The sequence below is a fragment of the Bradyrhizobium sp. 33ap4 genome (genome assembly GCF_032654765.1).
In the GTDB taxonomy this organism is placed as follows: domain Bacteria; phylum Pseudomonadota; class Alphaproteobacteria; order Rhizobiales; family Xanthobacteraceae; genus Bradyrhizobium; species Bradyrhizobium australafricanum.
Map to the genome: position 1 here is coordinate 192,438 of NZ_JAUMTJ010000003.1, position 21,648 is coordinate 214,085.

At 65.3% G+C, this 21,648-nt stretch carries 17 protein-coding genes, 2 tRNA genes and 1 pseudogene; 14 read left to right on the forward strand and 6 right to left on the reverse strand.

Going from position 1 to position 21,648, the window contains the following annotated elements; all coding sequences use genetic code 11:
* The first annotated feature begins 2 nt into the window (after positions 1–2).
* The 4 genes from Q2M23_RS03805 to Q2M23_RS03820 all read left to right on the forward strand — a co-directional run bounded on the left by Q2M23_RS03805 (position 3) and on the right by Q2M23_RS03820 (position 7,122).
* The gene (locus Q2M23_RS03805; protein ID WP_316394289.1) at positions 3–3,131 is read left to right on the forward strand and encodes an efflux RND transporter permease subunit; all 3,129 of its coding nucleotides are present in this window, start codon (positions 3–5) and stop codon (positions 3,129–3,131) included.
* Positions 3,128–6,232: an efflux RND transporter permease subunit gene (locus Q2M23_RS03810; protein WP_316394291.1), complete on the forward strand. Its 3,105-nt coding sequence runs from the start codon at positions 3,128–3,130 to the stop codon at positions 6,230–6,232. Before Q2M23_RS03805 ends, Q2M23_RS03810 begins: the two co-directional genes overlap by 4 nt.
* Positions 6,233–6,267: 35 nt before the next feature.
* Positions 6,268–6,993, forward strand: a complete 726-nt coding sequence (locus Q2M23_RS03815; RefSeq protein ID WP_316394293.1) for a tRNA-uridine aminocarboxypropyltransferase — start codon at positions 6,268–6,270, stop codon at positions 6,991–6,993.
* A gap of 55 nt (positions 6,994–7,048) precedes the next feature.
* Positions 7,049–7,122: transfer RNA gene (locus tag Q2M23_RS03820), tRNA-Cys, on the forward strand.
* A 43-nt stretch (positions 7,123–7,165) separates the two neighbouring features.
* Here Q2M23_RS03820 and Q2M23_RS03825 read toward each other — a convergent pair.
* Both Q2M23_RS03825 and Q2M23_RS03830 read right to left on the reverse strand, forming a co-directional pair.
* Positions 7,166–7,348: a hypothetical protein gene (locus tag Q2M23_RS03825; RefSeq protein ID WP_024584196.1), complete on the reverse strand. Its 183-nt coding sequence runs from the start codon at positions 7,346–7,348 to the stop codon at positions 7,166–7,168.
* Between the two features lie 396 nt (positions 7,349–7,744).
* Positions 7,745–8,389, reverse strand: a complete 645-nt coding sequence (locus Q2M23_RS03830; RefSeq protein WP_168856415.1) for a TetR family transcriptional regulator — start codon at positions 8,387–8,389, stop codon at positions 7,745–7,747.
* Between the two features lie 94 nt (positions 8,390–8,483).
* Between Q2M23_RS03830 and Q2M23_RS03835 the strand changes: the two are divergent.
* The 7 genes and pseudogenes from Q2M23_RS03835 to Q2M23_RS03865 all read left to right on the forward strand — a co-directional run bounded on the left by Q2M23_RS03835 (position 8,484) and on the right by Q2M23_RS03865 (position 16,197).
* Positions 8,484–8,966: pseudogene (locus tag Q2M23_RS03835) on the forward strand (DUF1772 domain-containing protein).
* 270 nt (positions 8,967–9,236) lie between these two features.
* Positions 9,237–9,311 (forward strand) — tRNA-Asn (locus Q2M23_RS03840).
* Positions 9,312–9,446: 135 nt separating this feature from the next.
* Positions 9,447–9,626 (forward strand): hypothetical protein, encoded by a 180-nt coding sequence (locus tag Q2M23_RS03845; protein WP_050404540.1) that lies wholly within the window; start codon positions 9,447–9,449, stop codon positions 9,624–9,626.
* A gap of 136 nt (positions 9,627–9,762) precedes the next feature.
* Entirely contained in the window at positions 9,763–10,428 is a 666-nt protein-coding gene (locus tag Q2M23_RS03850) for a protein-L-isoaspartate O-methyltransferase (RefSeq protein WP_316394299.1), read from the forward strand.
* A 215-nt stretch (positions 10,429–10,643) separates the two neighbouring features.
* Entirely contained in the window at positions 10,644–12,047 is a 1,404-nt protein-coding gene (locus Q2M23_RS03855) for a TolC family outer membrane protein (protein WP_050385334.1), read from the forward strand.
* Between the two features lie 334 nt (positions 12,048–12,381).
* On the forward strand, positions 12,382–13,119 hold the full coding sequence (locus tag Q2M23_RS03860; RefSeq protein ID WP_168856413.1) for a PopZ family protein: 738 nt from the start codon (positions 12,382–12,384) through the stop codon (positions 13,117–13,119).
* 210 nt (positions 13,120–13,329) lie between these two features.
* The gene (locus Q2M23_RS03865) at positions 13,330–16,197 is read left to right on the forward strand and encodes a valine--tRNA ligase (protein ID WP_316394303.1); all 2,868 of its coding nucleotides are present in this window, start codon (positions 13,330–13,332) and stop codon (positions 16,195–16,197) included.
* A gap of 18 nt (positions 16,198–16,215) precedes the next feature.
* Here Q2M23_RS03865 and Q2M23_RS03870 read toward each other — a convergent pair whose 3' ends face one another.
* The gene (locus Q2M23_RS03870; protein ID WP_076828770.1) at positions 16,216–16,821 is read right to left on the reverse strand and encodes a DNA-3-methyladenine glycosylase; all 606 of its coding nucleotides are present in this window, start codon (positions 16,819–16,821) and stop codon (positions 16,216–16,218) included.
* A gap of 165 nt (positions 16,822–16,986) precedes the next feature.
* Here Q2M23_RS03870 and lipA point away from each other — a divergent pair, with 165 nt between their 5' ends.
* The 3 genes from lipA to Q2M23_RS03885 all read left to right on the forward strand — a co-directional run bounded on the left by lipA (position 16,987) and on the right by Q2M23_RS03885 (position 19,043).
* Positions 16,987–17,946 (forward strand): lipoyl synthase, encoded by a 960-nt coding sequence (gene lipA, locus Q2M23_RS03875; protein WP_316394306.1) that lies wholly within the window; start codon positions 16,987–16,989, stop codon positions 17,944–17,946.
* A gap of 90 nt (positions 17,947–18,036) precedes the next feature.
* The gene (locus Q2M23_RS03880; RefSeq protein ID WP_253623861.1) at positions 18,037–18,576 is read left to right on the forward strand and encodes a DNA topology modulation protein; all 540 of its coding nucleotides are present in this window, start codon (positions 18,037–18,039) and stop codon (positions 18,574–18,576) included.
* Positions 18,576–19,043 carry a type II toxin-antitoxin system RatA family toxin gene (locus Q2M23_RS03885; RefSeq protein ID WP_076828775.1) on the forward strand — a complete coding sequence of 156 codons (468 nt, stop codon included), beginning with the start codon at positions 18,576–18,578 and terminating at the stop codon, positions 19,041–19,043. The genes Q2M23_RS03880 and Q2M23_RS03885 overlap by 1 nt, the downstream gene beginning before the upstream one ends.
* A gap of 85 nt (positions 19,044–19,128) precedes the next feature.
* Here Q2M23_RS03885 and Q2M23_RS03890 read toward each other — a convergent pair whose 3' ends face one another.
* The 3 genes from Q2M23_RS03890 to Q2M23_RS03900 all read right to left on the reverse strand — a co-directional run bounded on the left by Q2M23_RS03890 (position 19,129) and on the right by Q2M23_RS03900 (position 21,502).
* Positions 19,129–19,524, reverse strand: a complete 396-nt coding sequence (locus Q2M23_RS03890) for a BA14K family protein (protein WP_168856409.1) — start codon at positions 19,522–19,524, stop codon at positions 19,129–19,131.
* A gap of 165 nt (positions 19,525–19,689) precedes the next feature.
* Entirely contained in the window at positions 19,690–20,289 is a 600-nt protein-coding gene (locus tag Q2M23_RS03895; RefSeq protein ID WP_316394310.1) for a CinA family protein, read from the reverse strand.
* Between the two features lies 1 nt (position 20,290).
* Entirely contained in the window at positions 20,291–21,502 is a 1,212-nt protein-coding gene (locus tag Q2M23_RS03900; RefSeq protein ID WP_316394311.1) for a bifunctional 2-C-methyl-D-erythritol 4-phosphate cytidylyltransferase/2-C-methyl-D-erythritol 2,4-cyclodiphosphate synthase, read from the reverse strand.
* Positions 21,503–21,648: the final 146 nt, after the last annotated feature.

Sequence of the window (21,648 nt, forward strand, 5' to 3'; positions counted from 1 at the left end):
CCATGAGCGTCTCCGAACCGTTCATCCGCCGGCCGATCGCCACCTCGCTGCTCGGCATCGCCCTGATGATCGGTGGTGCGCTCGGCTATTGGGCGCTGCCGGTCTCGGCGCTGCCGCAGGTCGACTTCCCGACCGTGCAGGTGACGACGCAACTGCCCGGCGCGAGCCCCGACGTGGTTGCCTCGCTGATCACGGCGCCGCTGGAGCGGCAGCTCGGGCAGATCCCGTCGCTGTCGTCGATGAACTCGACGAGCTCGTTCGGCGTCAGCCAGATCTCGCTGCAGTTCGACCTCAACCGCGACATCGACGGCGCCACGCAGGATGTGCAGGCCGCGATCAATGCGGCCGCCGGCATCTTGCCGAAGACGCTGCCGTATCCGCCTGTCTACGCCAAGGTGAACCCGGCGGACGCGCCGGTGATGACGCTGGCGCTGACCTCGGAGACGATCTCGCTGCGGGCGATGAGCGATCTCGCCGACACCATCCTGGGTCAACGGCTGAGCCAGATTTCCGGCGTCGGCCGGGTCTCGATCCTCGGCGGATTGAAGCCGGCGGTGCGCGTGCAGGCCGATCTGGCCCGGCTCGCGGCCTATGGCATCGCGATGGAGGACCTCCGCAGCGCGATCGCCGGTGCCAACGTGTCGGGGCCGAAGGGTTCGCTCGACGGCGCCCAGCAATCCTACACCATCGCCGCCAACGACCAGATCGCCGCCGCCGACGCCTACCGGCCGATCATCATCGCCTATCGCAACGGCTCGCCGGTCACGATCGGCGACGTCGCCCAGATCGTCGATGGGCTGGAGAACGACCGCACCGGCGGCTGGTACCAGGGCACGCCGGCCGTCATCATCGACATCCAGCGCCAGCCGGGCGCCAATGTCATCGACGTCGTCAAGCAGATCCGCGGCGAAATCCCGCGGCTGCAACGCGCGGTCCCGGCCGGCGTCAAGCTGACCATTGTCTCCGATCGTACCGTGACGATCCGCGCCTCGGTACGCGATGTGCAGTTCACGCTGATCCTGAGCGTCGTGCTTGTGACGCTGGTGGTGCTCCTGTTCCTGCGGTCGCTGCGCGCGACCCTGATCGCCGGCGTTGCGCTGCCGCTGTCGCTGATCACGAGCTTCGGCATCATGTATTTCGCGGGCTTCAGCCTCGACAATCTGTCGCTGATGGCGCTGACCATCGGAACCGGGTTTGTGGTCGACGACGCCATCGTCATGATCGAGAACATCGTCCGCCACATGGAAGACGGCGAAACGGTGATGGAGGCCTCGCTGAAGGGGGCCAGCGAGATCGGCTTCACCGTGATCTCGCTGACGGTGTCGCTGATCGCGGTGTTCATCCCGCTGCTGTTCATGTCCGGCCTGGTTGGCCGCATGTTCCGCGAATTCGCGCTCACCTTGACGATCGCGGTCGTGACCTCGGCGATCGTCTCGCTGACATTGACGCCGATGATGTGCTCGCGGCTGCTCAAGAACATCCATGAGGAGATGGCGGTCCCGGGCCTTGCCGCGGTCAGCCGTTTCATCGACCGCATGGTGGAGTTCTACCATCGGACGCTGCTCTGGGTGCTGCGGCGCCAGCGCGCGACGCTGCTGGTGACGTTCGCGACCATCGCGCTGACGCTGATCATGTATGTGCTGGCACCGAAGGGTTTTCTGCCGCTGCAGGACACCTCATCGATCACGGCGGTGACCGAGGCCGGACCCGACGTCTCGTTCGCCGAGATGCAGCGGCGGCAGAGCGCGGTCTCAAACATCATCAAGGCCGATCCTGATGTGGTCGGCGTTGTCTCGGTGATCGGTTCGGGCTCGGTCAATCCGACCACCAATGTCGGCCGTCTGGTGATGACGCTGAAGCCGCTCGACCAGCGGCGCGAGGGCGTCGTCAAGGTGATCGAGCGGCTGAAGGAGAAGATCGCGACGGTGCCCGGCATGACGGTGTACTTCCAGCCGGTGCAGGATGTGCAGATCTCGACCCAGTCGAGCCGCTCGCAATACCAGTACACGCTGACCGCGACCGACGCCGCCGAGGTCTCGCAATGGGCGCAAAAGCTCGTCGCCGAGATGCGGCGCGACCCGATCTTCCGCGATGTCTCCTCGGAGGCGCAGGAGGGCGGCCTGCGCGCGGCGCTCGACGTCAATCGCCAGCGTGCCGGCCAGCTCGGCGTCAGTCTGCAGGGCGTCACCGACACGCTGAACGATGCCTTCGCGCAGCGGCAGATATCGACGATCTACGGCCAGGCCAACCAGTACCGCGTCGTGCTCGAAGCGCTGCCGATGTATCAGCGCGACCCGTCGATTCTCGACAAGCTCTATCTGCCCGGCGCCAACGGCGCGCAGGTGCCGCTGTCGGCGGTGGCGACGCTGGTCCGGACCACGGCGCCGCTCGCGATCTCGCACCAGGCGCAATTCCCGTCGGTCTCGCTCAGCTTCAACCTGGCGCCGGGCGAAGCGCTGGGCGACGCGGTCGCGGCCGTGAAGGCGATCGAGAGCAGGATCGGAATGCCCGGCAGCATCGTCGGGATCTATTCCGGCGACGCCGCCGAATTCTCGCGCTCGCTCGCCGGCCAGCCCTGGCTGATCCTGGCGGCGATCATCACGATCTATATCGTGCTCGGCGTGCTCTATGAGAGCTATATCCATCCGATCACCATCCTCTCGACGCTGCCCTCGGCCGGCGTCGGCGCCATCCTCGCCTTGATGCTGTGCGGGCAGGACCTCTCGGTGATCGGCCTGATCGGCATCATCCTGTTGATGGGTATCGTCAAGAAGAACGCGATCATGATGATCGACTTCGCGCTGGAGGCCGAGCGTCGCCAGGGCATGTCGTCCTATGACGCCATCGTGCAGGCCTGCCTGCTGCGCTTCCGCCCGATCATGATGACGACGCTGGCGGCGTTGTTCGGCGCGCTGCCGCTCGCGATCGAAAGCGGCACCGGCGCCGAACTGCGCTTCCCGCTCGGCATCTCGATCATCGGCGGCCTGCTGCTGAGCCAGCTGCTGACGCTCTACACCACGCCGGTGATCTATCTGGCGCTCGACCGCCTCAACCGCCGGATCGAGCGGGCCGTGCCGGAGCCGGGTCCCAGCGGCCCGCCGATCGCGGGCGCCACCGAGGGCATGCAGTGATCTCGATCTCGGAGCCCTTCATCCGCAGGCCGGTGGGCACCACACTGCTTGCGATCGGGCTGTTCCTGGTCGGGATCGTCGCCTACCAGTTCCTGCCGGTGTCGTCGGTTCCGAATGTCGATTTCCCGACCATCCGGGTGTCGGCGTCCAGGCCAGGGGCCGATCCCTCCGTAATGGCCGCGACCGTCGCCGCACCGCTGGAGCGCAAGCTCGGCACCATTTCGGGCGTCGACCAGATCACCTCGACGAGCTCGCTCGGCACCACCAGCATCCAGGTGCAGTTCTCGATCGGCCGCAATATCGACCGCGCCGCGCGCGACGTGCAGGCCGCGATCAACGCCTCGCTCGCCGATTTGCCGAGCGACCTGCCGTCGCTGCCCAGGTTCCGCAAGGCCAACCCGGCCGCGTCGCCGGTATTCGTGCTGGCGCTGACCTCGAAGACGATCTCGACTAGCGCGATGTACGACGTCGCCGACACGGTGCTGGCGCAGCGCATCTCGCAGGTGCCGGGAGTGGGCGAGGTGACCGTCAGCGGGGCCGATCAGCCGGCGGTGCGCATCGCGCTCAATCCGGTGTCCCTGGCGAACGCCGGGATCGCGACCGACGACGTCCGGCTCGCGATCATCAATGCCAACCCGCTGGGACCGGTCGGCATCTTCAATGGCGGCCGGCTGAGCGAGACGCTCTCGATCAACAAGCAGATGCGCACCGCGGCCGAATTCCGCGACATTGTCATCAAGAGCTCGAACGGCAATTACGTCCGTCTCGCCGACGTCGCCGAGGTCGAGGATTCCGTGCGCAACTCGCGCTCGATCGCCTGGTTCAACAAGCAGCCGGCGGTGCTGATCCAGATCACCAAGCAGGGCGACGCCAACGTCATCGACACCGTCGACGGCGTTCGCAGGATGCTGCCGGAATTGAGGAAATGGATTCCGGCGGGCGTCGAGATCTCCACCCTGGTCGATCGTACCGGAACGATCCGCGCCAGCGTCGAGGACATGCAGTTCACGCTGCTGGCGACCGCCGTGCTTGTGATGATTGTGGTGTTCGTGTTCCTGCGTCGGGTGGTGCCGACGATCGCCGCCGGCGTGTCGGTGCCGCTGGCGCTGGCCGGCACCTGCGCCGGAATGTGGCTCGCCGGCTTCTCGATCGACAATCTGTCGCTGATGGCGCTGGCGATCTCCGTCGGCTTCGTGGTCGACGACGCCATCGTGATGATCGAGAACATGTACCGCAATCTCGAGCAGGGCATGGCGCCATATCCGGCCGCGGTCGAAGGCGCCAAGCAGATCGGCTTCACGGTGCTGTCGATCTCGCTGTCGCTGATCGCGGCCTTCACGCCGCTGATCTTCATGGATGGCATCGTCGGGCGGCTGCTGCGCGAATTCTCGCTGACGCTGGTGTTCGCGATCGCGGTCTCGACCGTGGTGTCGCTGACCATCACGCCGATGATCTGCGCGCATTACATCAGGGAGGCGACCTCGGATCATGCCACCTGGTACGATCGCGTCATCGAGGGCACGTTGTCCCGTGTCGTGGCGTTCTACGCAGCGACGCTGCGAATCGTGCTCGGCTATCCCTTCCTGACCCTGGTGGTGTTCTTCGCCACCGTCGCGCTGACAGTGACGCTCTACATCAAGACGCCGAAGGGCTATTTCCCGACCGACGACAGCGGTTTTGTCATCGGCGCGACGCGGGCGTCGGCGGATATCTCGTTCCAGGCGATGCTTCAGCTGCAGCAGCGGCTCGCCGACATCGTGATGGCCGACCCCGCTGTCGCCGGCATCGGCTCGTCAGTCGGTTCCGGCGGCGGCCCGGGCGGCGCCACCTCCAACCGCGGCATCATGTACATCAGCCTGAAGCCGCCGGAGGAGCGGGGAGGCCTGTCGACCGCGCAGGTGATCGACCGGCTGCGCCGCAACCTGTTCATGGTGCCGGGCATCCGCCTGTTCATGTTCGCCGCACAGGACATTCGCACCGGCGGCCGGCAGAGCGATTCAGACTACCAGTACACGCTCGCCTCGACCGATCTCGAGCTGCTGCAGAAATGGGCGCCGATCATCGCCAAGCGCATGGAAACGGTGGAGGGCATCACGGACGTCTCCTCCGACCGCGATCCCGGCGGGCTACAGCTCAACCTCGTGATCAACCGCAAGACCGCCTCCAGCCTCGGCGTCCGCGTGCAGGACATCGACAATGCGCTCAACAACGCCTTCTCGCAGCGGCAGATCTCGTACATCTACACCCAGCGCAACCAGTACATGGTAGTGCTCGAGATCGATCCGAAATTCCAGAGCGATCCGTCGAACCTCGAGCGCATCTACGTTGCCGGCGCCAACGACGTGCAGGTGCCGCTGTCGGCGCTGGTGCACTACCAGCGTGGATTGTCGGCGCTCGCGGTCTATCACTCCGGCGGCTTCCCCTCGACCACGGTGTCGTTCAACCTGCTGCCGGACGTGCCGCTGGAGGTGGCGACGACGAACATCCAGCAGGCGGTCGACGAGCTGCACATGCCCGAGGGCATTCGCGGCAGCTTCGACGGCAATGCCGGCGACTTCAACAAGACCAGCGGGCGGCAGCCGCTCCTGATCCTCGGCGCGCTGGTCGCGATGTATATCGTGCTCGGCGTGCTCTATGAGAGCCTGGCGCATCCGATCACGATCATCTCGACCCTGCCTTCGGCCGGGCTCGGCGCCTTGCTCGCCTTGCAGGTGACCAACACGCCGCTGACGGTGATCGCCTTCGTCGGCATCATCCTGTTGATCGGCATCGTCAAGAAGAACGGCATCATGATGGTCGATTTCGCGCTCGAGGCCGAGCGGCATCAGGGCCTGTCGTCGCGGGACGCGATCTTCGAGGCCTGCCGCGCGCGCTTCCGTCCCATCCTGATGACGACGATGGCCGCGCTGTTCGCCGGCATTCCGCTGGTCATTGCGACCGGCCCGGGCACCGAGCTGCGCCGGCCGCTCGGCATCACCATCATCGGCGGCCTGTTCGTGTCGCAGATCCTGACGCTCTACACGACACCGGTGATCTATCTCTTGATCGACCGGCTGCGCCAGCGCCGCGAGCCGTCAGGCGTGCACGCACCCGCGGAATAGTTTGAATTGCACGATTGCAAGCGTATAGCGGAGCGATGTCCGAACCGACCGAAGCAAAAACCGATATTGTCGCCGAGATCGAGGAGTGCGCGCATTGCGGCAAGCCGTTGCCGCTGTGCATCTGCGACAGCGTCACGCCGATCGAGAGCCGCATCCAGCTCCTGATCCTGATCCATCCGCAGGAGCAGGACAGGGCGCTCGGCACCGCGCGACTGTTGGCACAGCATTTCGAAAACGCCGTGGTGCGGATCGGGCTGTCCTGGCCGAGCCTGGCCAAGGCGCTCGGCCGGCCGGTACCCGATCCGTCACGCTGGGCGGCGCTCTATCTCGGCTCCGCCAAGGTCGAAGACCTCGAGACCGATGCCGAGATCGTTGCGATCAACCGCAAGGGCGAGCTTGAGCCGCATCAGCGCGCCATCCTCTCCGACATCGAGGGCATCGTGCTGCTCGACGGCACCTGGAGCCAGGCCAAGGCGCTGTGGTGGCGCAATGCCTGGATGCTGAAGTGTCAGCGGGTGATTCTCGGGCCGAAACGGCCCTCGCTCTACGGCAGACTGCGGCGGGAACCGCGCCGCGACGGCCTGTCCACCATTGAGGCGGCCGCGATCCTGCTGGCGCGGCTGGAGAAGCGGCCGGACATTGCCGCAACGTTAACTAATAGTTTCGAGCGGATGCTGGCGAGATTCCGCGAAGTGCAGGCCAAAATGCCGGAATTGGCGCCAAAACCGAAGAAGCGGGACTTTCGCAGACGCCGGCGTTAGCCGTCCGGCTTGGTTGCCTATCTCGGAGAGGGCGTATATGAAGTGCGCCGCAAGGGGCCACGTGGCGGAGTGGTTACGCAACGGTCTGCAAAACCGTGTACACCAGTTCAATTCTGGTCGTGGCCTCCACTCATCTCATCAATGGCTTGCAGCCAGTCAATGAGAAGCCGCATTAGCTCGCGGCGTACCAACCTTCAGGAAACGGAATCAGCGGCCACGGCGCCTGGTTGTCATTGGCCGCGCGCGGTGGCGGCTGAATGCGGGGCGAGGGCTGAGCCACGAAATCCTCCTGAGCAATGGGCGCGATCGCCGTTCGCACGGCGTCCAGCAGCAGATCAAATTCGACTTCGCTCATCACGCTCTCCGAGGTTCGAGAGCGCCATGGTCGCAAAACAGTCTTCGGTCCGGATTGAGCGATTCGTTCGAATTTTATGAAAAGAACGATGGCGCCCGCTTTGGTTAATGAATCGTTGGTGATCCCTTCGGGAACCTAGGTCGGCATGGCCGCACCTCGTGTGAAACAAATCACAACTTTCTAAAAACTCTTGCCGGGATTCCCGGCGGTATTCATAGCCGTCAAATATCGCAGGAATTTTAGGGAGACGTGACAATGGAGGCAAGTATCGCACGGTGGGGACCAGTCGCATGCCGCACGATCCTCGGCTCCTGCTGACGCGAACGGCGTAAGCCGTATGCGCCCGTATCTATCGTTTCTGTACAGGGAATATTCCCAACGCTCGTGCCGGAGCCGTCATGCCAGACTGGCGAGGTCGTGCGGCAGCATGGTCTTGAACTGCGTCAGCGCCTGCCGCGCCTTCCTCGGTGGCAGCGTGATCGTGTGACGCACGGCGGCTGCGATCAGTGTCATGGTCAGGGCGGAAAAGGTGGCGAGAGCGGCAGTCGGCATGTCGGGCGCAATCCGCCTGATCGCGTCGGACAACAGGCCGGAGAGCACGGCCATGTCGTCCGCATCGAGCTTCTGCAGGGCGCGGTCGGCTTGCGTCGCCTGCCAGATGTCGCGCATGACAGGCTCGCGCATGAACATCTCGTAGTAGCTGTCGACGATCCTGCACAGCGCCGGGTGCAGGTCGCGCGCGGTCGTCACCGCGGCCAGATCGCGCCTGACGCAATCGCGCCCGACCGCGTTATGGCGTTCGGCCAGCGTGCCGATGATCGCGGCCTTGTCCGGGAAATATTGATAGAGCGAGCCGAATGCGACGCCGCTGCGCGCGACGACGTCGCTCATGCGGAAAGCCTCGCTGCCCTTTTCCGCCATGATCTCGGTCGCACAGGCGAGGATGCGCTCGAAGCGCTCGCGGCTGCGCTGCTGGGTCGGGGCAAGCCGCGCCAGCCCGGGCAGGGCGACTTCCACGGATGCGGCCTTTCGTCTCGACATCTTTCGCTTCCCTGCGATCGGGGTTGACGGCTCTAATACGAGAGTTTATCGCATTTCACAAATACGAGTATATCTCGCATTTGGAGGCGGAACGATGCGCCAGATCTTGACCTCGGGCTTGCTTTGGTTTTCCGCGCTCGGCTGCGGCCTGCTCGCTGGGCTCTATTTCGCGTTCTCGGCTTTCGTCATGACCGCGCTCGGCCGCATCGATCAGGCCGCCGGCATCTCGGCGATGAACGCGATCAATGTCGATATCGTCCGCTCGCCGTTCATGCTGGTGTTCCTCGGCACCACGCTGTCCTGCGCCGTGCTCGCCGTGCTCGGCGGGCTCAGATGGCAGGAGCCGGGCGCGGTTGCGATGATTTGCGGCGGCCTCTACGTGGTCGGCATGTTCGTCGTCACCGTCGTCTTCAATGTGCCGCTGAATGATCAGCTTGCGGCCTCTGACCCGGCGGGCACGTCGGCGGCGTCGGTTTGGGCGCGCTATCTGACCGACTGAACCTTCTGGAACCACGTGCGGACCATTGCATCGCTGGCCGCGACCGCGCTGTTCATCGTTGCCATCGCCGGGCGGTAGCCAACCCGTTTGCGAGAGGAACTGGGCCGTGGCGCCCCTGACAGAATCGCGGGCGCGGTGCGACCGCCGCGCTGGCGGTGTTTCCAGGCGCCCGCGGGAGCGCGGCCGGGCCGGCGGGCTGGGCATGTTGCACGCCGTGCGATAGGTAAGCCCTTGTATCGCAGAGGCTTACCGTGCGCGCTAAAGTTTCGCCGGAGGGGCCATTTGGTTCTTTGCAAGGCCGAAAGGCTTTGTTATACGCTGCCCGCTCGCGAACAGATGTTCGCCTATTCCTCGGTAGCTCAGCGGTAGAGCATTCGACTGTTAATCGAATGGTCGCTGGTTCGAATCCAGCCCGGGGAGCCAGTTTGGTCTGGCCCCATCGATCCCCCAAATCGCCATCACAAGCCCGTGGTCCGCAGCGGACAGGCCGAAAACGTCGTCAAATCGACTCAATAGCCGTCGACACTTGCTCCCGCCGGGTCTTGAGAGGTGATTTTGATGGCCATTAACCTGATCGACCTGTCGATGCCGCAGCCGACGCTCGTTCCGAGCGATGCCCCCGACATCAGTGACGACGAGTGCGTCCGCCGGCTCGCGAGGGCCGTCGAGGAGCACGATTCCGAGCATCTCGATGAAGTTGCCCGCCTGATCGGCCGGCTCGCCGTCACGATCGAATAGACTGCGCCTTGGAGCGCGTTTTGGGAGCGCGTTTTGCACGCCAGCGGCGTGTTGCGTTTTGGCGGAGCTTGTTCCAAAAGATGGCCCTGTTCTAGCTTCTCCAGCGGCAATGCCGCGACTTGCAGGGTCTCCGCCAATGACCGGTTTTTCGACCGCGCGCCAGTATATGGTCGATGGTCAGGTGCGTCCGAGCGACGTGACCGATGATCGCATTCTCGATGCCATGCTGACCGTGCCGCGCGAGGTCTTCGTGCCGGCCAGCAAGCAGGCGCTGGCCTATCTCGACCTCGACCTCGATGTCGCCGAGGGCGGTGCGACGAAGCGCTGCCTGATCACGCCGGCGCTGCTCGCCCGGATGCTCCAAGCCGCCGAGATCAAGGCCACCGACCGCGTCCTCGTGGTCGGCTGCGCGACCGGCTACGCCGCCGCCGTCGTGGCGCGCTTTGCCGCAGAGGTCAGCGCGACCGAAAGCGATCCGGCCCTTGCCGCAAAGGCGACCACGGCGTTCGCCGAGCTCGGGATCCAGAATATCACGGTCAAAGCGGCCGCGGCCGCCGATGGCGATGCCGCGGGCGCCCCGTTTGACGTCATTATCCTCAATGGTGCGACGGAAATCGTCCCGACCGGGCTGTTCGGCCAACTCAAGGAGGGGGGCCGGCTGGTCGGGGTGTTCGGCCTGTTGCCGCCGCCGCGCGCCACCCTGGTGACGCACTCCCACGGGGATTTCGGCCATCGCGAGCTGTTCGACGCCTCGGCCCCCGTTTTACCCGGATTCGAGCGAGTTCCCGCCTTCGTCTTCTGACCGCGATGGCGGCGCACCGGCTGATAAAATCCCGTTCCGAATCAGAAGTGTGGCCCGTTTGCCCCATGTGAAGAGTTTCGACCGTGTTCCGTTGCGGGGTAGTTCCGTTGGCCCTAGCTGCGGACTAAGGTGAGGCGGGACTCACTTCGACTGAAGCGACCGCCGGACTGATTTGCGTGTGGGAGACGGCGACTACAATGATTGGATTTCCGGGGATGCGTGGGGTGAAGGTTGTCACCGCGGCTGCGACTGCCGTCCTTCTGTTGGCGGAGATGGGCCCTGTGCCCGCACTCGCCGATACAATCGAGGCCGCGCTGGTGCGGTCCTACCAAAACAATCCCCAGCTGAACGCGCAACGCGCGCAGGTGCGGTCAACTGATGAGAACGTTCCGCAGGCACTGTCGGGCTACCGCCCGAAAGTCGCACTGACGGCAAGCGCGGGGTACCAATACACCGATACGCTGACGACACAGGGCGGCGACGCGAACAATCTTGTCCGCACCCAAATCCATGGCGCCAACGCGCCGCGCAGCGCAGGCCTCACGGTCAACCAATCGCTGTTCAACGCGCAGACCGCGCCCAGGGTGCGCGCGGCCGAAAGCCAGGTCTCGGCGGCGCGCGAGGGCCTGCGTGTGCTCGAGCAAACCGTGATCCTGAGCGCGGCTACGATCTACATGGACTATCTCCGCGACTCCGCCATCGTCGAAGTTCAGCGCAGCAACACGCGCGTGCTGGAACAGACGCTGAAGCAGACCCAGGACCGCTTCAATGTCGGCGAAGTGACGCGGACCGACGTCGCGCAATCCGAAGCGCAGCTCGCGGCAGGTAAAACCCAGCAGCTCACCGCCGAATCGAACCTGACGACGACGCGATCGAATTTCCGCCGCATCATCGGCAACGAGCCGCAGAATCTCGCGCCGGGCTCGCCGGTCGACCGCTTCCTGCCGACGACGCTTGCGGCCGCCGTCGATCTCAGCCTGACCCAGAATCCGAACGTCACCTCGGCGATGTACGGCGTCGACGTCAACTTCCTGCAGGTCAAGGTCAGCGAGGGTGCGCTGTTCCCGTCGGTCAACCTGCAAACGTCGGTGCAGCAGCAATACGAACAGACCCTGATCAGCCAGCGCGCATTCAGCGCGGGAACGGCGGTCCAGCTGTCGGTGCCACTCTACCAGGGCGGTGCGGAATACTCGCTGATCCGCCAGTCCAAGGAATCGCTGGCGCAGCAGCGCCTCGTGCTCGAACAGACCCGCGATCAGGCGCGCGCCAACGTCGTCACCGCGTGGGGCCAGCTGGTCGCCGGCAAGTCGCAGGTGGCATCGGCACAGGCGCAGGTGACTGCGTCGGAGATCGCCCTGAACGGCGTGCGCGAAGAGGCCAAGGCCGGTCAACGCACCACGCTCGACGTGCTCAACGCGCAGCAGGCGCTCGTCAACGCGCGCAACGCGCTGGTCACCGCGCAGCACGACCGCGTCGTCGCGTCCTATAACGTGCTGAGCGCGGTTGGCCGCTTGTCGCCGCAGGTGCTCGGGCTTTCGACCAACGTCTACGATCCGAGCGTGCATTACCAGCAGGTTCGTGACAACTGGGCCGGCGTACGCACGCCCGACGGCCGCTAAACACCTTCGCATCGTCATCGCTTATCGCGTCATGTTTGTGGTTCTGAGTTAATCAGGACCACAAACAGGCGCGTTTGCTTGCATTCGATAATTGGCCTGACATACCGTTTTGTCGGGCAGCAAGGCGATTCGCGGCGCGCCGGCGTAGCGTGATGACAGGTGCGACGCCCCCTGTGAGCACGCTGCATTGGGCGACACGAAGCTTGCACAAAGCCTCGGGCGGGCTTGATCTGGGGACAAGTCGGGCGGGAGCAGTCAAAATCTCCGCCCGCATCATCGGAACCGGCGAATCCTCTCGGGCTTGATGTAAAATCGTTTCGATGTGGAGTCGGAGATGACGCAACCTGCGAAGGTCCAAGAGCCCTCGATGGAGGAGATCCTGGCGTCGATCCGTCGCATCATTGCCGACGACGAGGCGAAGCCGGCCGCGGCCGAGAAGCCTGCGGCCGCCGCTGCAGCCCCGGCGCCGAAGGTCGAGCCAGCACCAGCAGCCAAGCCCGCGATGAAGAGCCCGCCGTCCGCAGCGCCACCGGCCGCGAAGGCCGCCGCGCCGGCGCCGAAATCACCGCCGCCTGCGGCGCCGGCACCGGCGGCCAGCAACAGTCAGGACGATATCGACTCGCTGCTCGCCAGCCTCGATGAGGCGACGCCCGCAGCCGAGATCAGGCCGTCGCCGCAGCCCGCGGCCCAGCCCGAAGCCGACGTGTTCGAACTCACCGACGAGATGGCGCTGCCGGACCCGGCCGCCGCGCCGTCGTTCCGCAAGGTCGAGCCGCAGGACGACCTCGAGTTCACGGAAGCGCGGAGCCGGGCGCCGGAACCGGCCCGGGAGCCGCCGGCGATCGAGACCGCGCCCATGCAGCAGATCATCTCGGGAACCACGATGCGGGCCGTCGAGTCGGCCTTCAACTCTTTGGCCAACACCGTGCTGAGCAACAATGCGCGGACGCTCGAGGATCTGGTCAAGGAGATGCTGCGGCCGATGCTGAAGTCCTGGCTGGACGACAATCTGCCCGGGCTGGTCGAGCGGATCGTCAAGGCCGAGATCGAGCGGGTATCCCGCGGGCGCTAGCTCCGCCGCGGGCGCTAGCTCCGCCGCGGGCGCTAGCTCCGCCGTGGGCGCTAGCAACGCAACCGGCGCGAGGCTGACTCCCGCCGTTGGGCCTGGCGGCCCTCAATCAGCTCCCCAAATGCCCTAAACGTCGATTTGACGTACTGGTCCGGTTGACTTGGTGCGCTCCGGCGGCTTTCTAACGCTTTCCATGGTCCACAGCGCATTGTCATGATCGAGAAAAACTACCAGCCCGCCGATATCGAGCACCGGATGGCCCGGATCTGGGAGGAGAGCGGTGCGTTCAAGGCCGGCCGGCCTGAACGCAAGGACGCCGCGCCTTTTACCATTGTGATCCCGCCGCCGAACGTGACCGGCTCGCTGCACATGGGCCACGCGCTCAACAATACGCTGCAGGACATCCTGTGCCGCTTCGAGCGGATGCGCGGCCGCGACGTGCTGTGGCAGCCCGGCACTGATCACGCCGGCATCGCCACCCAGATGGTGGTCGAGCGTCAGCTGATGGAACGGCAGGAGCCGGGCCGGCGCGACATGGGCCGCGCCAAGTTCCTCGAGCGAGTCTGGCAGTGGAAGGCCGAGAGCGGCGGCACCATCGTCAACCAGCTCAAGCGTCTCGGCGCCTCCTGCGACTGGTCGCGCGAGCGCTTCACCATGGACGAGGGCCTGTCGCGCGCCGTCGTCAAGGTGTTCGTCGAGCTGCACCGCGATGGCCTGATCTACAAGGACAAGCGCCTGGTCAATTGGGACCCGAAGCTGCTCACCGCGATCTCCGATCTCGAAGTGCAGCAGGTCGAGGTCAGGGGCCATCTCTGGTACCTGCGCTACCCGATCGAGGGCCGCAGCTTCAGCCCCGAGGATCCGAAATCGTTCATCGTGGTCGCGACGACGCGCCCCGAGACGATGCTCGGCGACACCGCGGTCGCGGTGCATCCGGACGACGAGCGCTACGCCGATCTGGTCGGCCAGCACGTCATCCTGCCGCTGGTCGGCCGCAGGATTCCGATCGTCGCCGACGACTATTCCGATCCGGAGAAGGGCTCGGGCGCGGTCAAGGTGACGCCTGCGCACGACTTCAACGACTTCGAGATCGGCAAGCGTCACGGCCTGCCGCAGATCAGCGTGCTCGACCAGGAAGGCAGCCTCAGCCTGGTGGGCAACGAGGACTATCTGCGCGGCCTGCCTGTCGGCGCCGACGAGTTCGCCGCCGAGTTTGACAAGATCGAGCGCTTCGCGGCGCGCAAGAAGATCGTCGCAAGGCTGGAGGAGTTCGGCTTCCTCGAGCGGATCGAGCCCAACACCCACATGGTGCCGCATGGCGACCGCTCCGGTGTCGTGATCGAGCCGTATCTGACCGACCAGTGGTATGTCGACGCCAAGACGCTGGCGCAGCCGGCGATCGCGGCGGTGCGCTCCGGCGAAACCACGTTCGTGCCGAAGAACTGGGAAAAGACCTATTTCGAGTGGATGGAGAACATCCAGCCCTGGTGCATCTCGCGCCAGCTCTGGTGGGGCCATCAGATCCCGGCGTGGTACGGACCCGACGGCAAGGTGTTCGTCGCCGAGACCGAGGAAGAGGCGGTCGGCCACGCGCTCGGCTATTACGTCGAGCAGGAAGTCATCACGCCGGAGCAGGGCCACGACATGGCGGTCGACCCCGCCAAGCGCGAGGGCTTCATCACGCGTGACGAGGACGTGCTCGACACCTGGTTCTCGTCGGCCCTGTGGCCGTTCTCGACGCTGGGCTGGCCGGACGACACGCCGGAGGTCGCGCGCTACTACCCGACCAATACGCTGGTTACCGGCTTCGACATCATCTTCTTCTGGGTCGCCCGCATGATGATGATGGGCCTCCATTTCATGAAGGAGGCGCCGTTCTCGACCGTCTACATCCACCGCCTCGTCCGCGACGAGAAGGGCGCCAAGATGTCGAAGTCGAAGGGCAACGTCATCGACCCGCTCGGCGTGATCGACGAATACGGCGCCGACGCGCTGCGCTTCGCGCTGACCCGCGAGGCGGCCCAAGGCCATGACATCCGCCTGTCGCCGCATGTGGTCGAGACCAACCGCAATTTCGCGACCAAGTTCTGGAACGCCTGTCGGTTCGCCGAGATGAACGAGTGCGTCAAGCCGGACGGTTTCGATCCGAAGGGCGCAAAGGAGACGTTGAACCGCTGGATCGCGCACGAAACCTCGCGCGTCACCCGCGAGGTGACCGAGACGATCGAGGATCATCGCTTCAACGATGCCGCGGGCGCGATCTACCGCTACGTCTGGAACGTGTTCTGCGACTGGTATCTTGAGCTCGCGAAACCCGTGCTGATGGGCGAGGAGGGCGCGGCCAAGGCCGAGACCCGCGCCATGATCGCCTGGACCCGCGACGAGATCCTCAAGCTGCTGCATCCGTTCATGCCCTTCATCACCGAGGAGCTGTGGGCGGTGACCGCACAGCGCGACGGCCTGTTGGTCTTGGCGTCCTGGCCGCGCAAGTCGGGCGTGACCGGCGAGCAGCTGGCCGCGATCGCGACCGCCGGTCCGGTGGTCGATCCGATCATTCCGCCGGTGATTGCCGCGCTCGACGCCGACGAGTTCAGCGATCCCGCGGCCGAGGCCGAGATCGGCTGGGTGGTCGATCTCGTCACTGCGATGCGGTCGGTGAAGGCGGAAATGAACATCCCGCCGTCGACACTGACGCCGCTGGTGATCGCGGGCGCCTCCGACGAGACGCGGGACCGCGCGCGGCGCTGGAACGACACCATCAAGCGGCTCGCGCGATTGTCGGATATCTCGTTCGCCGATCACCCGCCGGAAGGCGCGGTGCAGCTCCTTGTCCGCGGCGAGGCGGTCGCGCTGCCGCTGAAGGGCGTGATCGATCTCGCGGCCGAACGCACGCGGCTGGAGAAGGAGCTCGGCAAGGCCGACGCCGACATCAAGCGGGTCGATGCCAAGCTCGCCAACGACAAGTTCGTCGCCAACGCGCCGGACGAGCTCGTCGAGGAAGAGAAGGAAAAGCGCGCGGCAGCAGCGGAGCGCCGCGCCAAGATTCTCGAGGCGATCGAGCGGTTGAAGAAGGCGTCATAGCTGATAACGCCGTGGTGCTCAAAACCGCTTGCTGAGGAATTTTGATCCCTTCAGCCCGTAGCGCCAAGGCAGGTCGACGGCCTTGGTGATGCCGATCCGCACCCCGGTGATGATGTCGGGGGCTTCGGTCCGCGCATGGAGCGCGATCGGGGCGCGGTCGAGTGGCAATTCGCTGTGCGCGATGGTGATGCCGAGCGCCTCGCAGAGCTTGCCGGGCCCCGAGCACAGCGCGCGCTCGTCTTCCAGCCCGCGCCGCCGGCGCATCGCCGCGAGCCCATGGGTCGGCTCGATCGCGCGGATCAGCACGGCGCTGGCCGAGCCCGCTTCCTCGCAGACGAAGTTGACGCACCAATGGATGCCGTAGGAGCGGTAGACGTAGGAGAAGCCCGGCGGGCCGAACATCACCTGGTTGCGCGGGGTCGGCCCGCGGTAGGAATGCGCCGCCGGGTCGGTGTGATGATAGGCCTCGACCTCGGTGATGATGCCGCCGGCGCCGCCGACCAGGAAGGTCGCGCCGATCAGGTCGGGGGCGACCTCGTGGACGCTGCGATCGAAGAAGGAGCGTTTCAGCGCCTTGCCGAGGCGCGGCGCGGTCGCGCTGATGGGTAGGGGTTTTTGAGCCATTTTGAGGTGGGAATCGGCATGGAACGGGCCGCAAGACTGCCAATATATGGGCAGGTCTGCTAGGGTCGCGGGGCGGGTTGCGAGCCGCGTCAACACCGATTAGCTAAGCCGTTGGTTCGGAGCATTGATCTGCCTGGATCATGCTCCCGCGACTTGCAGGCATCCATGGTCACCATCGTCGATACCATCTCCATCACTCAGCTCCGCCCGCGGCACCCCGAAAAGGTCAACCGGCCGGATGCCGTGTCGCCGCCGAAGCCGGACTGGATCCGGGTTCGTGCGCCGAACACGCGCGGCTATGCAGATACGCGCCGGATCGTGAAGGAGAACGGCCTCGTCACGGTGTGCGAGGAGGCGGGCTGCCCCAATATCGGTGAGTGCTGGGACAAGAAGCACGCCACCTTCATGATCATGGGCGACACCTGCACGCGCGCCTGCGCGTTCTGCAACGTCAAGACCGGCATGCCCGGCGCGCTCGAGGCGAGCGAGCCGGAATACGTCGCGGAGGCCACCGCCAAGCTCGGGCTCAGTCATGTCGTGGTCACTTCGGTCGACCGCGACGATCTCGCCGACGGCGGCGCCGAGCATTTTGCCGAGACCATCCGCGCCATCCGCGCGCGCTGCCCGAGCACCACGATCGAGATCCTGACACCGGACTTCCTGCGCAAGGACGGCGCGCTGGAGCGCGTGGTCGTGGCCAAGCCCGACGTCTTCAACCACAATCTGGAAACCGTGCCGTCGCGCTATCTGACGGTCCGTCCCGGCGCCCGCTATTTCCATTCCATCCGGCTGCTGCAGCGGGTCAAGGAGATGGATCCGACCATCTTTACCAAATCAGGCATCATGGTCGGACTCGGCGAGGAGCGGCACGAGGTGCTGCAGGTGATGGACGATCTGCGCTCGGCCGACGTCGATTTCCTGACCATCGGCCAGTATTTGCAGCCGACCCGCAAGCATCACGCCGTGATGCGCTACGTGACGCCGGACGAGTTCGCAGGCTACGAGCGCGTCGCCTATACCAAGGGCTTTTTGATGGTGTCGGCGAGCCCGTTGACGCGCTCGTCGCATCACGCCGGCGAGGATTTCGCCAAACTGCAGGCGGCGCGCACGGCCCGCGGCCGCTAGATTTTTGCAAACGGCGGTAGGCCGGCGCCGTCACGCGCCGTTGCTTGATCGGGCCTTGACCGAACCTTGACCGAATCTTGGACTGGACCAATGCAGCGCGTTCTGGTGATGGGATCGTCGGGATCCGGCAAGTCGACCTTTGCGCGGCGGCTGTCCGCGATGACAGGGATTCCGACCGTGTCGATCGATGCGCTGTTCTGGAAACCGGGCTGGGTCGAGTCGGGCAGGGACGAATTCGAGCGCCGCGTGACCGAAGCAGCCCAGGAGCCGCGCTGGATCATGGATGGGAACTACATGAGGCATGGTGCAGGGGAATTGCGCCGGGAGCTCTCCGACACGATCATCTGGTTCGACCTGCCGCGGTCGACCTGTATGCTCGGTATCTTCAGGCGGATAGCCGGGAGCTATGGCGAGGTCCGCCCGGAGATGGCGGAAGGCTGCCCTGAGAAGATCGATCTCGAATTCTTCCGCTACGTCTGGACCTATCGCCGGCAGCAGCGGCCGAAGCTGATCGAGTATTTTGCCGGCTTGCGGCCCGATCAATCGCTGGTCTGTTTCACCGATCGGGCGCAGGCGGATGATTATCTGAAGCGCCTCGCACTCGGGCAAAACCGTGCGAGTATCCACTGATGCCACGATTCTCAAGCAAGCGGCGGGTCCGGCACACCGCACCCCAAATGTTCGATCTGGTTGCCGACGTCGAGCGCTATCCCGAATTCGTGCCGCTATGCCAGTCGCTCAAGATCCGCCAGCGCACGCCCAAGGACGACGGCACCGAGGTCGTGGTGGCGGACATGACAGTGTCCTTCAAGCTGGTGCGGGAAACCTTCACCAGCAAGGTGACGCTCGACCGGGCCAATCTGAATATCCTGGTCGAATATCTGCGCGGCCCGTTCAGCAATCTGGAGAATCGCTGGAGTTTTGAGCCGAAGTCAGAAACCGAATGCGATGTCGGCTTCTTCCTGAACTACGAATTCAAGAGCCGGATGCTGGCGATGCTGATGGGCTCGATGTTCGACGCCGCATTCTCGCGCTTTGCCGCGGCGTTCGAGAAGCGCGCGGATCAGGTCTACGGCAAGCCGCAGCTGTCGACGTAGCGAAGCCGTCTCGTCTACATCTCTGGAACGCAAATGCCCGCACGAGGCCGGGCACGACGGATGGTGCGGGAGAGCGTTCGCCGACTTACGGGCAGGATCGCCGCACGCCGCCGGATGCGATGTAGGTGCCCGAAGCGGGGTCGTAGGTACGGAAACGCTGGGAGCAATAAGCGTCGTTGTTGGCCTTGGCCTGGCTCGCCGCAATCGCGCCGCCGATGATCGCGCCGGCCGCCAGCCCGCCGATGATCGCCGCGCCGTTACTGCCGCGATCGCGATAGTAACCACCGCGGTAGCCGTATCCGCCGCGATAGCCGTAACGCGGACCACCGTGCCAGTGACGATACTGCACATGCTCGACGGAGGTAGGCTGATCCTGCAATCGCGCGGGAGCGAGTGGTGCGGCGGACGAAGGCACAACAGTCGACAGCGTCATGGCGCCAGCGCTGATGGCGGCCACGACCAAAGTTCCCAACTTCATCATTTTCTCCTTGTTGTGGGATTTTGCTGTTGGACGAACAATCGAAACAGCAGAGTTGGAACAACATAAAGCGGCGAAGCCGCGTCAAAGTTCCATTTCAGCTAAGCGTCACCGGGCCGCAGTTGACACAAGCCCGTGTAAGGCGGGCCGTGGCGCGACTTGTTGGGCCTATCCGCGCGGCGGCCGGCGGCGTTTCGCAGCGTGGCTCCGCGGCGACCGGGCCACCCTTGGCCGCAACCGGCTGGCCGCCTCGCGACGCGGCTTGGCGGCCTGCGGCGGGCGCGCAAGCTCCATCAGCATGCGCAATGCTTCGACCACGGAGCGCTGCCGCACCGTGCTGCGGCCGATCGCGCCAAATCGCTGCTCACGATGAATGATGCGGCCGTCGCGCGCGGCGACGGCGAAATGCACCAGGCCGACCGGCTTGCCCGGTGTCGCACCGCCCGGGCCCGCGATGCCGGTGATCGAGACCGCAAGGTCGACGCCGGCCTTTTCCAGCGCGCCGATCGCCATCGCAGTCGCGGTTTCCTTGCTCACCGCGCCGAACGTTTCGAGCGTGGCCGCCTTGACGCCGAGCATGACCCGCTTGGCCTCGTTCGAATAGGTCACGAAGCCGCGGTCGATCACGTCGGAAGAGCCGGGGATGTCGGTGAGCGCACCCGCGACCAGGCCGCCGGTGCAGGATTCGGCGGTCGCGATGGTCAGCTTGCGCATCCGGCACAGGTCGAGCAGCGAGCGGGAGAGGGCACGAGCGTCGCTGTCGCCCATGTCAGGCACTCCGGCCTTTATCGTCCCAGCCTTTATCATCCCACGGGAGACGGACCGTGGCGCTCGCGGTTGCCGCGATGCCTTCCTCGCGGCCGGTGAAGCCGAGCCGCTCGCTGGTGGTGGCCTTGACCGCCACGCGCGAGACGTGGACGCCGGAGATCTCCGCGATCTTCGCCCGCATGGTGTCGCGCAACGGCCCGATCTTCGGCCGCTCGCAGATCAGCGTCACCTCGAGATTGGCGATCCGTCCGCCACGCGCGGTGACGCGCTCGACCGCGTATTTCAGGAATTGGTCGGAGGAGGCGCCCTTCCACTTGGCGTCGCTCGGCGGGAAATGCGAGCCGATATCGCCGTCGGCCAGCGCGCCGAGGATCGCGTCGACCAGCGCATGCAGCCCGACATCGCCGTCGGAATGGGCCAGGAATCCCTTCGTGTGCGGCACGCGCACGCCGCAGATCATGACATGGTCACCGTCGCCAAAGGCATGCACGTCGTAGCCGGTGCCGGTTCTGATGTCGCCGAGCTGGCTTGCGAGCCGCGCTTCCTCGCGCACGAAGTCCTCGGGTGTGGTGAGTTTCATGTTGGCAGCATCACCTTCAAACGTCGCAACCGTCAATCCCGCCCACTCGGCAAGCGCCGCATCGTCGGTGAAATCGGAGCGGCCATCGCGCGCTGCGCGACGATGCGCCTCCAATATTACGTCGAAACGAAAAGCCTGTGGCGTCTGCGCGATCCGCAGGCGCGCGCGCTCCGGCGTCGCCTCGACGTCGCCGGCATCGCCGGTGAGCTTGATGGTGTCGGTGACGGGAATCACGGGGATCGCAGCGCCGGTCCGGCCGGCCGCGGCGATCGCGCGCGAGATCACGGCTGATGTGACGAAGGGGCGCGCGGCATCGTGGATCAGCACGATGTCCGGCTTTTCGCTTGCGAGCGCCTCGAGCCCGGCATGGACCGAGGCCTGCCGGGTCGCGCCGCCCGGCGTCGGCGGCCGATGGCGGAGGCCTGCGACGGCTTCATCGAACAGCGCGGTGTCGTCAGGATTGACCACAGGCTGCACCGCAAACACGTCCGGATGTCCGGAGAACGCCTCCATGGCGCGGTAGATCACCGTCTGTCCGCCGATCGTCCGGTATTGCTTCGGCCCGCCTGCGCCGGCGCGCAGTCCACGGCCGGCTGCGACAAGGATGGCTGCGGTACGCTCAGGCTTCGGCATTTTGAACCAGTGACAGACGAATCGGGGATGAGGGGGACGGCGAGGATCGCCGCGCACAGCCCTTAGCATGACCGCTGCGCAAAAACAGAGCGTTTGCCGATGACTGTGGGAAAAGCAGATTTTGTTGCAGTGCACCTGCACTGATG

Excerpts from the sequence above, each read along its gene's own strand:
- Q2M23_RS03805 (WP_316394289.1), top strand. The coding sequence starts at position 3 with ATGAGCGTCTCCGAACCGTTCATCCGCCGGCCGATCGCCACCTCGCTG.
- Q2M23_RS03815 (WP_316394293.1), top strand. The coding sequence starts at position 6,268 with ATGTCCGAACCGACCGAAGCAAAAACCGATATTGTCGCCGAGATCGAG.
- Q2M23_RS03825 (WP_024584196.1), bottom strand. The coding sequence starts at position 7,348 with ATGAGCGAAGTCGAATTTGATCTGCTGCTGGACGCCGTGCGAACGGCG.
- Q2M23_RS03830 (WP_168856415.1), bottom strand. The coding sequence starts at position 8,389 with ATGTCGAGACGAAAGGCCGCATCCGTGGAAGTCGCCCTGCCCGGGCTG.
- Q2M23_RS03845 (WP_050404540.1), top strand. The coding sequence starts at position 9,447 with ATGGCCATTAACCTGATCGACCTGTCGATGCCGCAGCCGACGCTCGTT.
- Q2M23_RS03850 (WP_316394299.1), top strand. The coding sequence starts at position 9,763 with ATGACCGGTTTTTCGACCGCGCGCCAGTATATGGTCGATGGTCAGGTG.
- Q2M23_RS03855 (WP_050385334.1), top strand. The coding sequence starts at position 10,644 with ATGCGTGGGGTGAAGGTTGTCACCGCGGCTGCGACTGCCGTCCTTCTG.
- Q2M23_RS03860 (WP_168856413.1), top strand. The coding sequence starts at position 12,382 with ATGACGCAACCTGCGAAGGTCCAAGAGCCCTCGATGGAGGAGATCCTG.
- Q2M23_RS03865 (WP_316394303.1), top strand. The coding sequence starts at position 13,330 with ATGATCGAGAAAAACTACCAGCCCGCCGATATCGAGCACCGGATGGCC.
- Q2M23_RS03870 (WP_076828770.1), bottom strand. The coding sequence starts at position 16,821 with ATGGCTCAAAAACCCCTACCCATCAGCGCGACCGCGCCGCGCCTCGGC.
- lipA (WP_316394306.1), top strand. The coding sequence starts at position 16,987 with ATGGTCACCATCGTCGATACCATCTCCATCACTCAGCTCCGCCCGCGG.
- Q2M23_RS03880 (WP_253623861.1), top strand. The coding sequence starts at position 18,037 with ATGCAGCGCGTTCTGGTGATGGGATCGTCGGGATCCGGCAAGTCGACC.
- Q2M23_RS03885 (WP_076828775.1), top strand. The coding sequence starts at position 18,576 with ATGCCACGATTCTCAAGCAAGCGGCGGGTCCGGCACACCGCACCCCAA.
- Q2M23_RS03890 (WP_168856409.1), bottom strand. The coding sequence starts at position 19,524 with ATGATGAAGTTGGGAACTTTGGTCGTGGCCGCCATCAGCGCTGGCGCC.
- Q2M23_RS03895 (WP_316394310.1), bottom strand. The coding sequence starts at position 20,289 with ATGGGCGACAGCGACGCTCGTGCCCTCTCCCGCTCGCTGCTCGACCTG.
- Q2M23_RS03900 (WP_316394311.1), bottom strand. The coding sequence starts at position 21,502 with ATGCCGAAGCCTGAGCGTACCGCAGCCATCCTTGTCGCAGCCGGCCGT.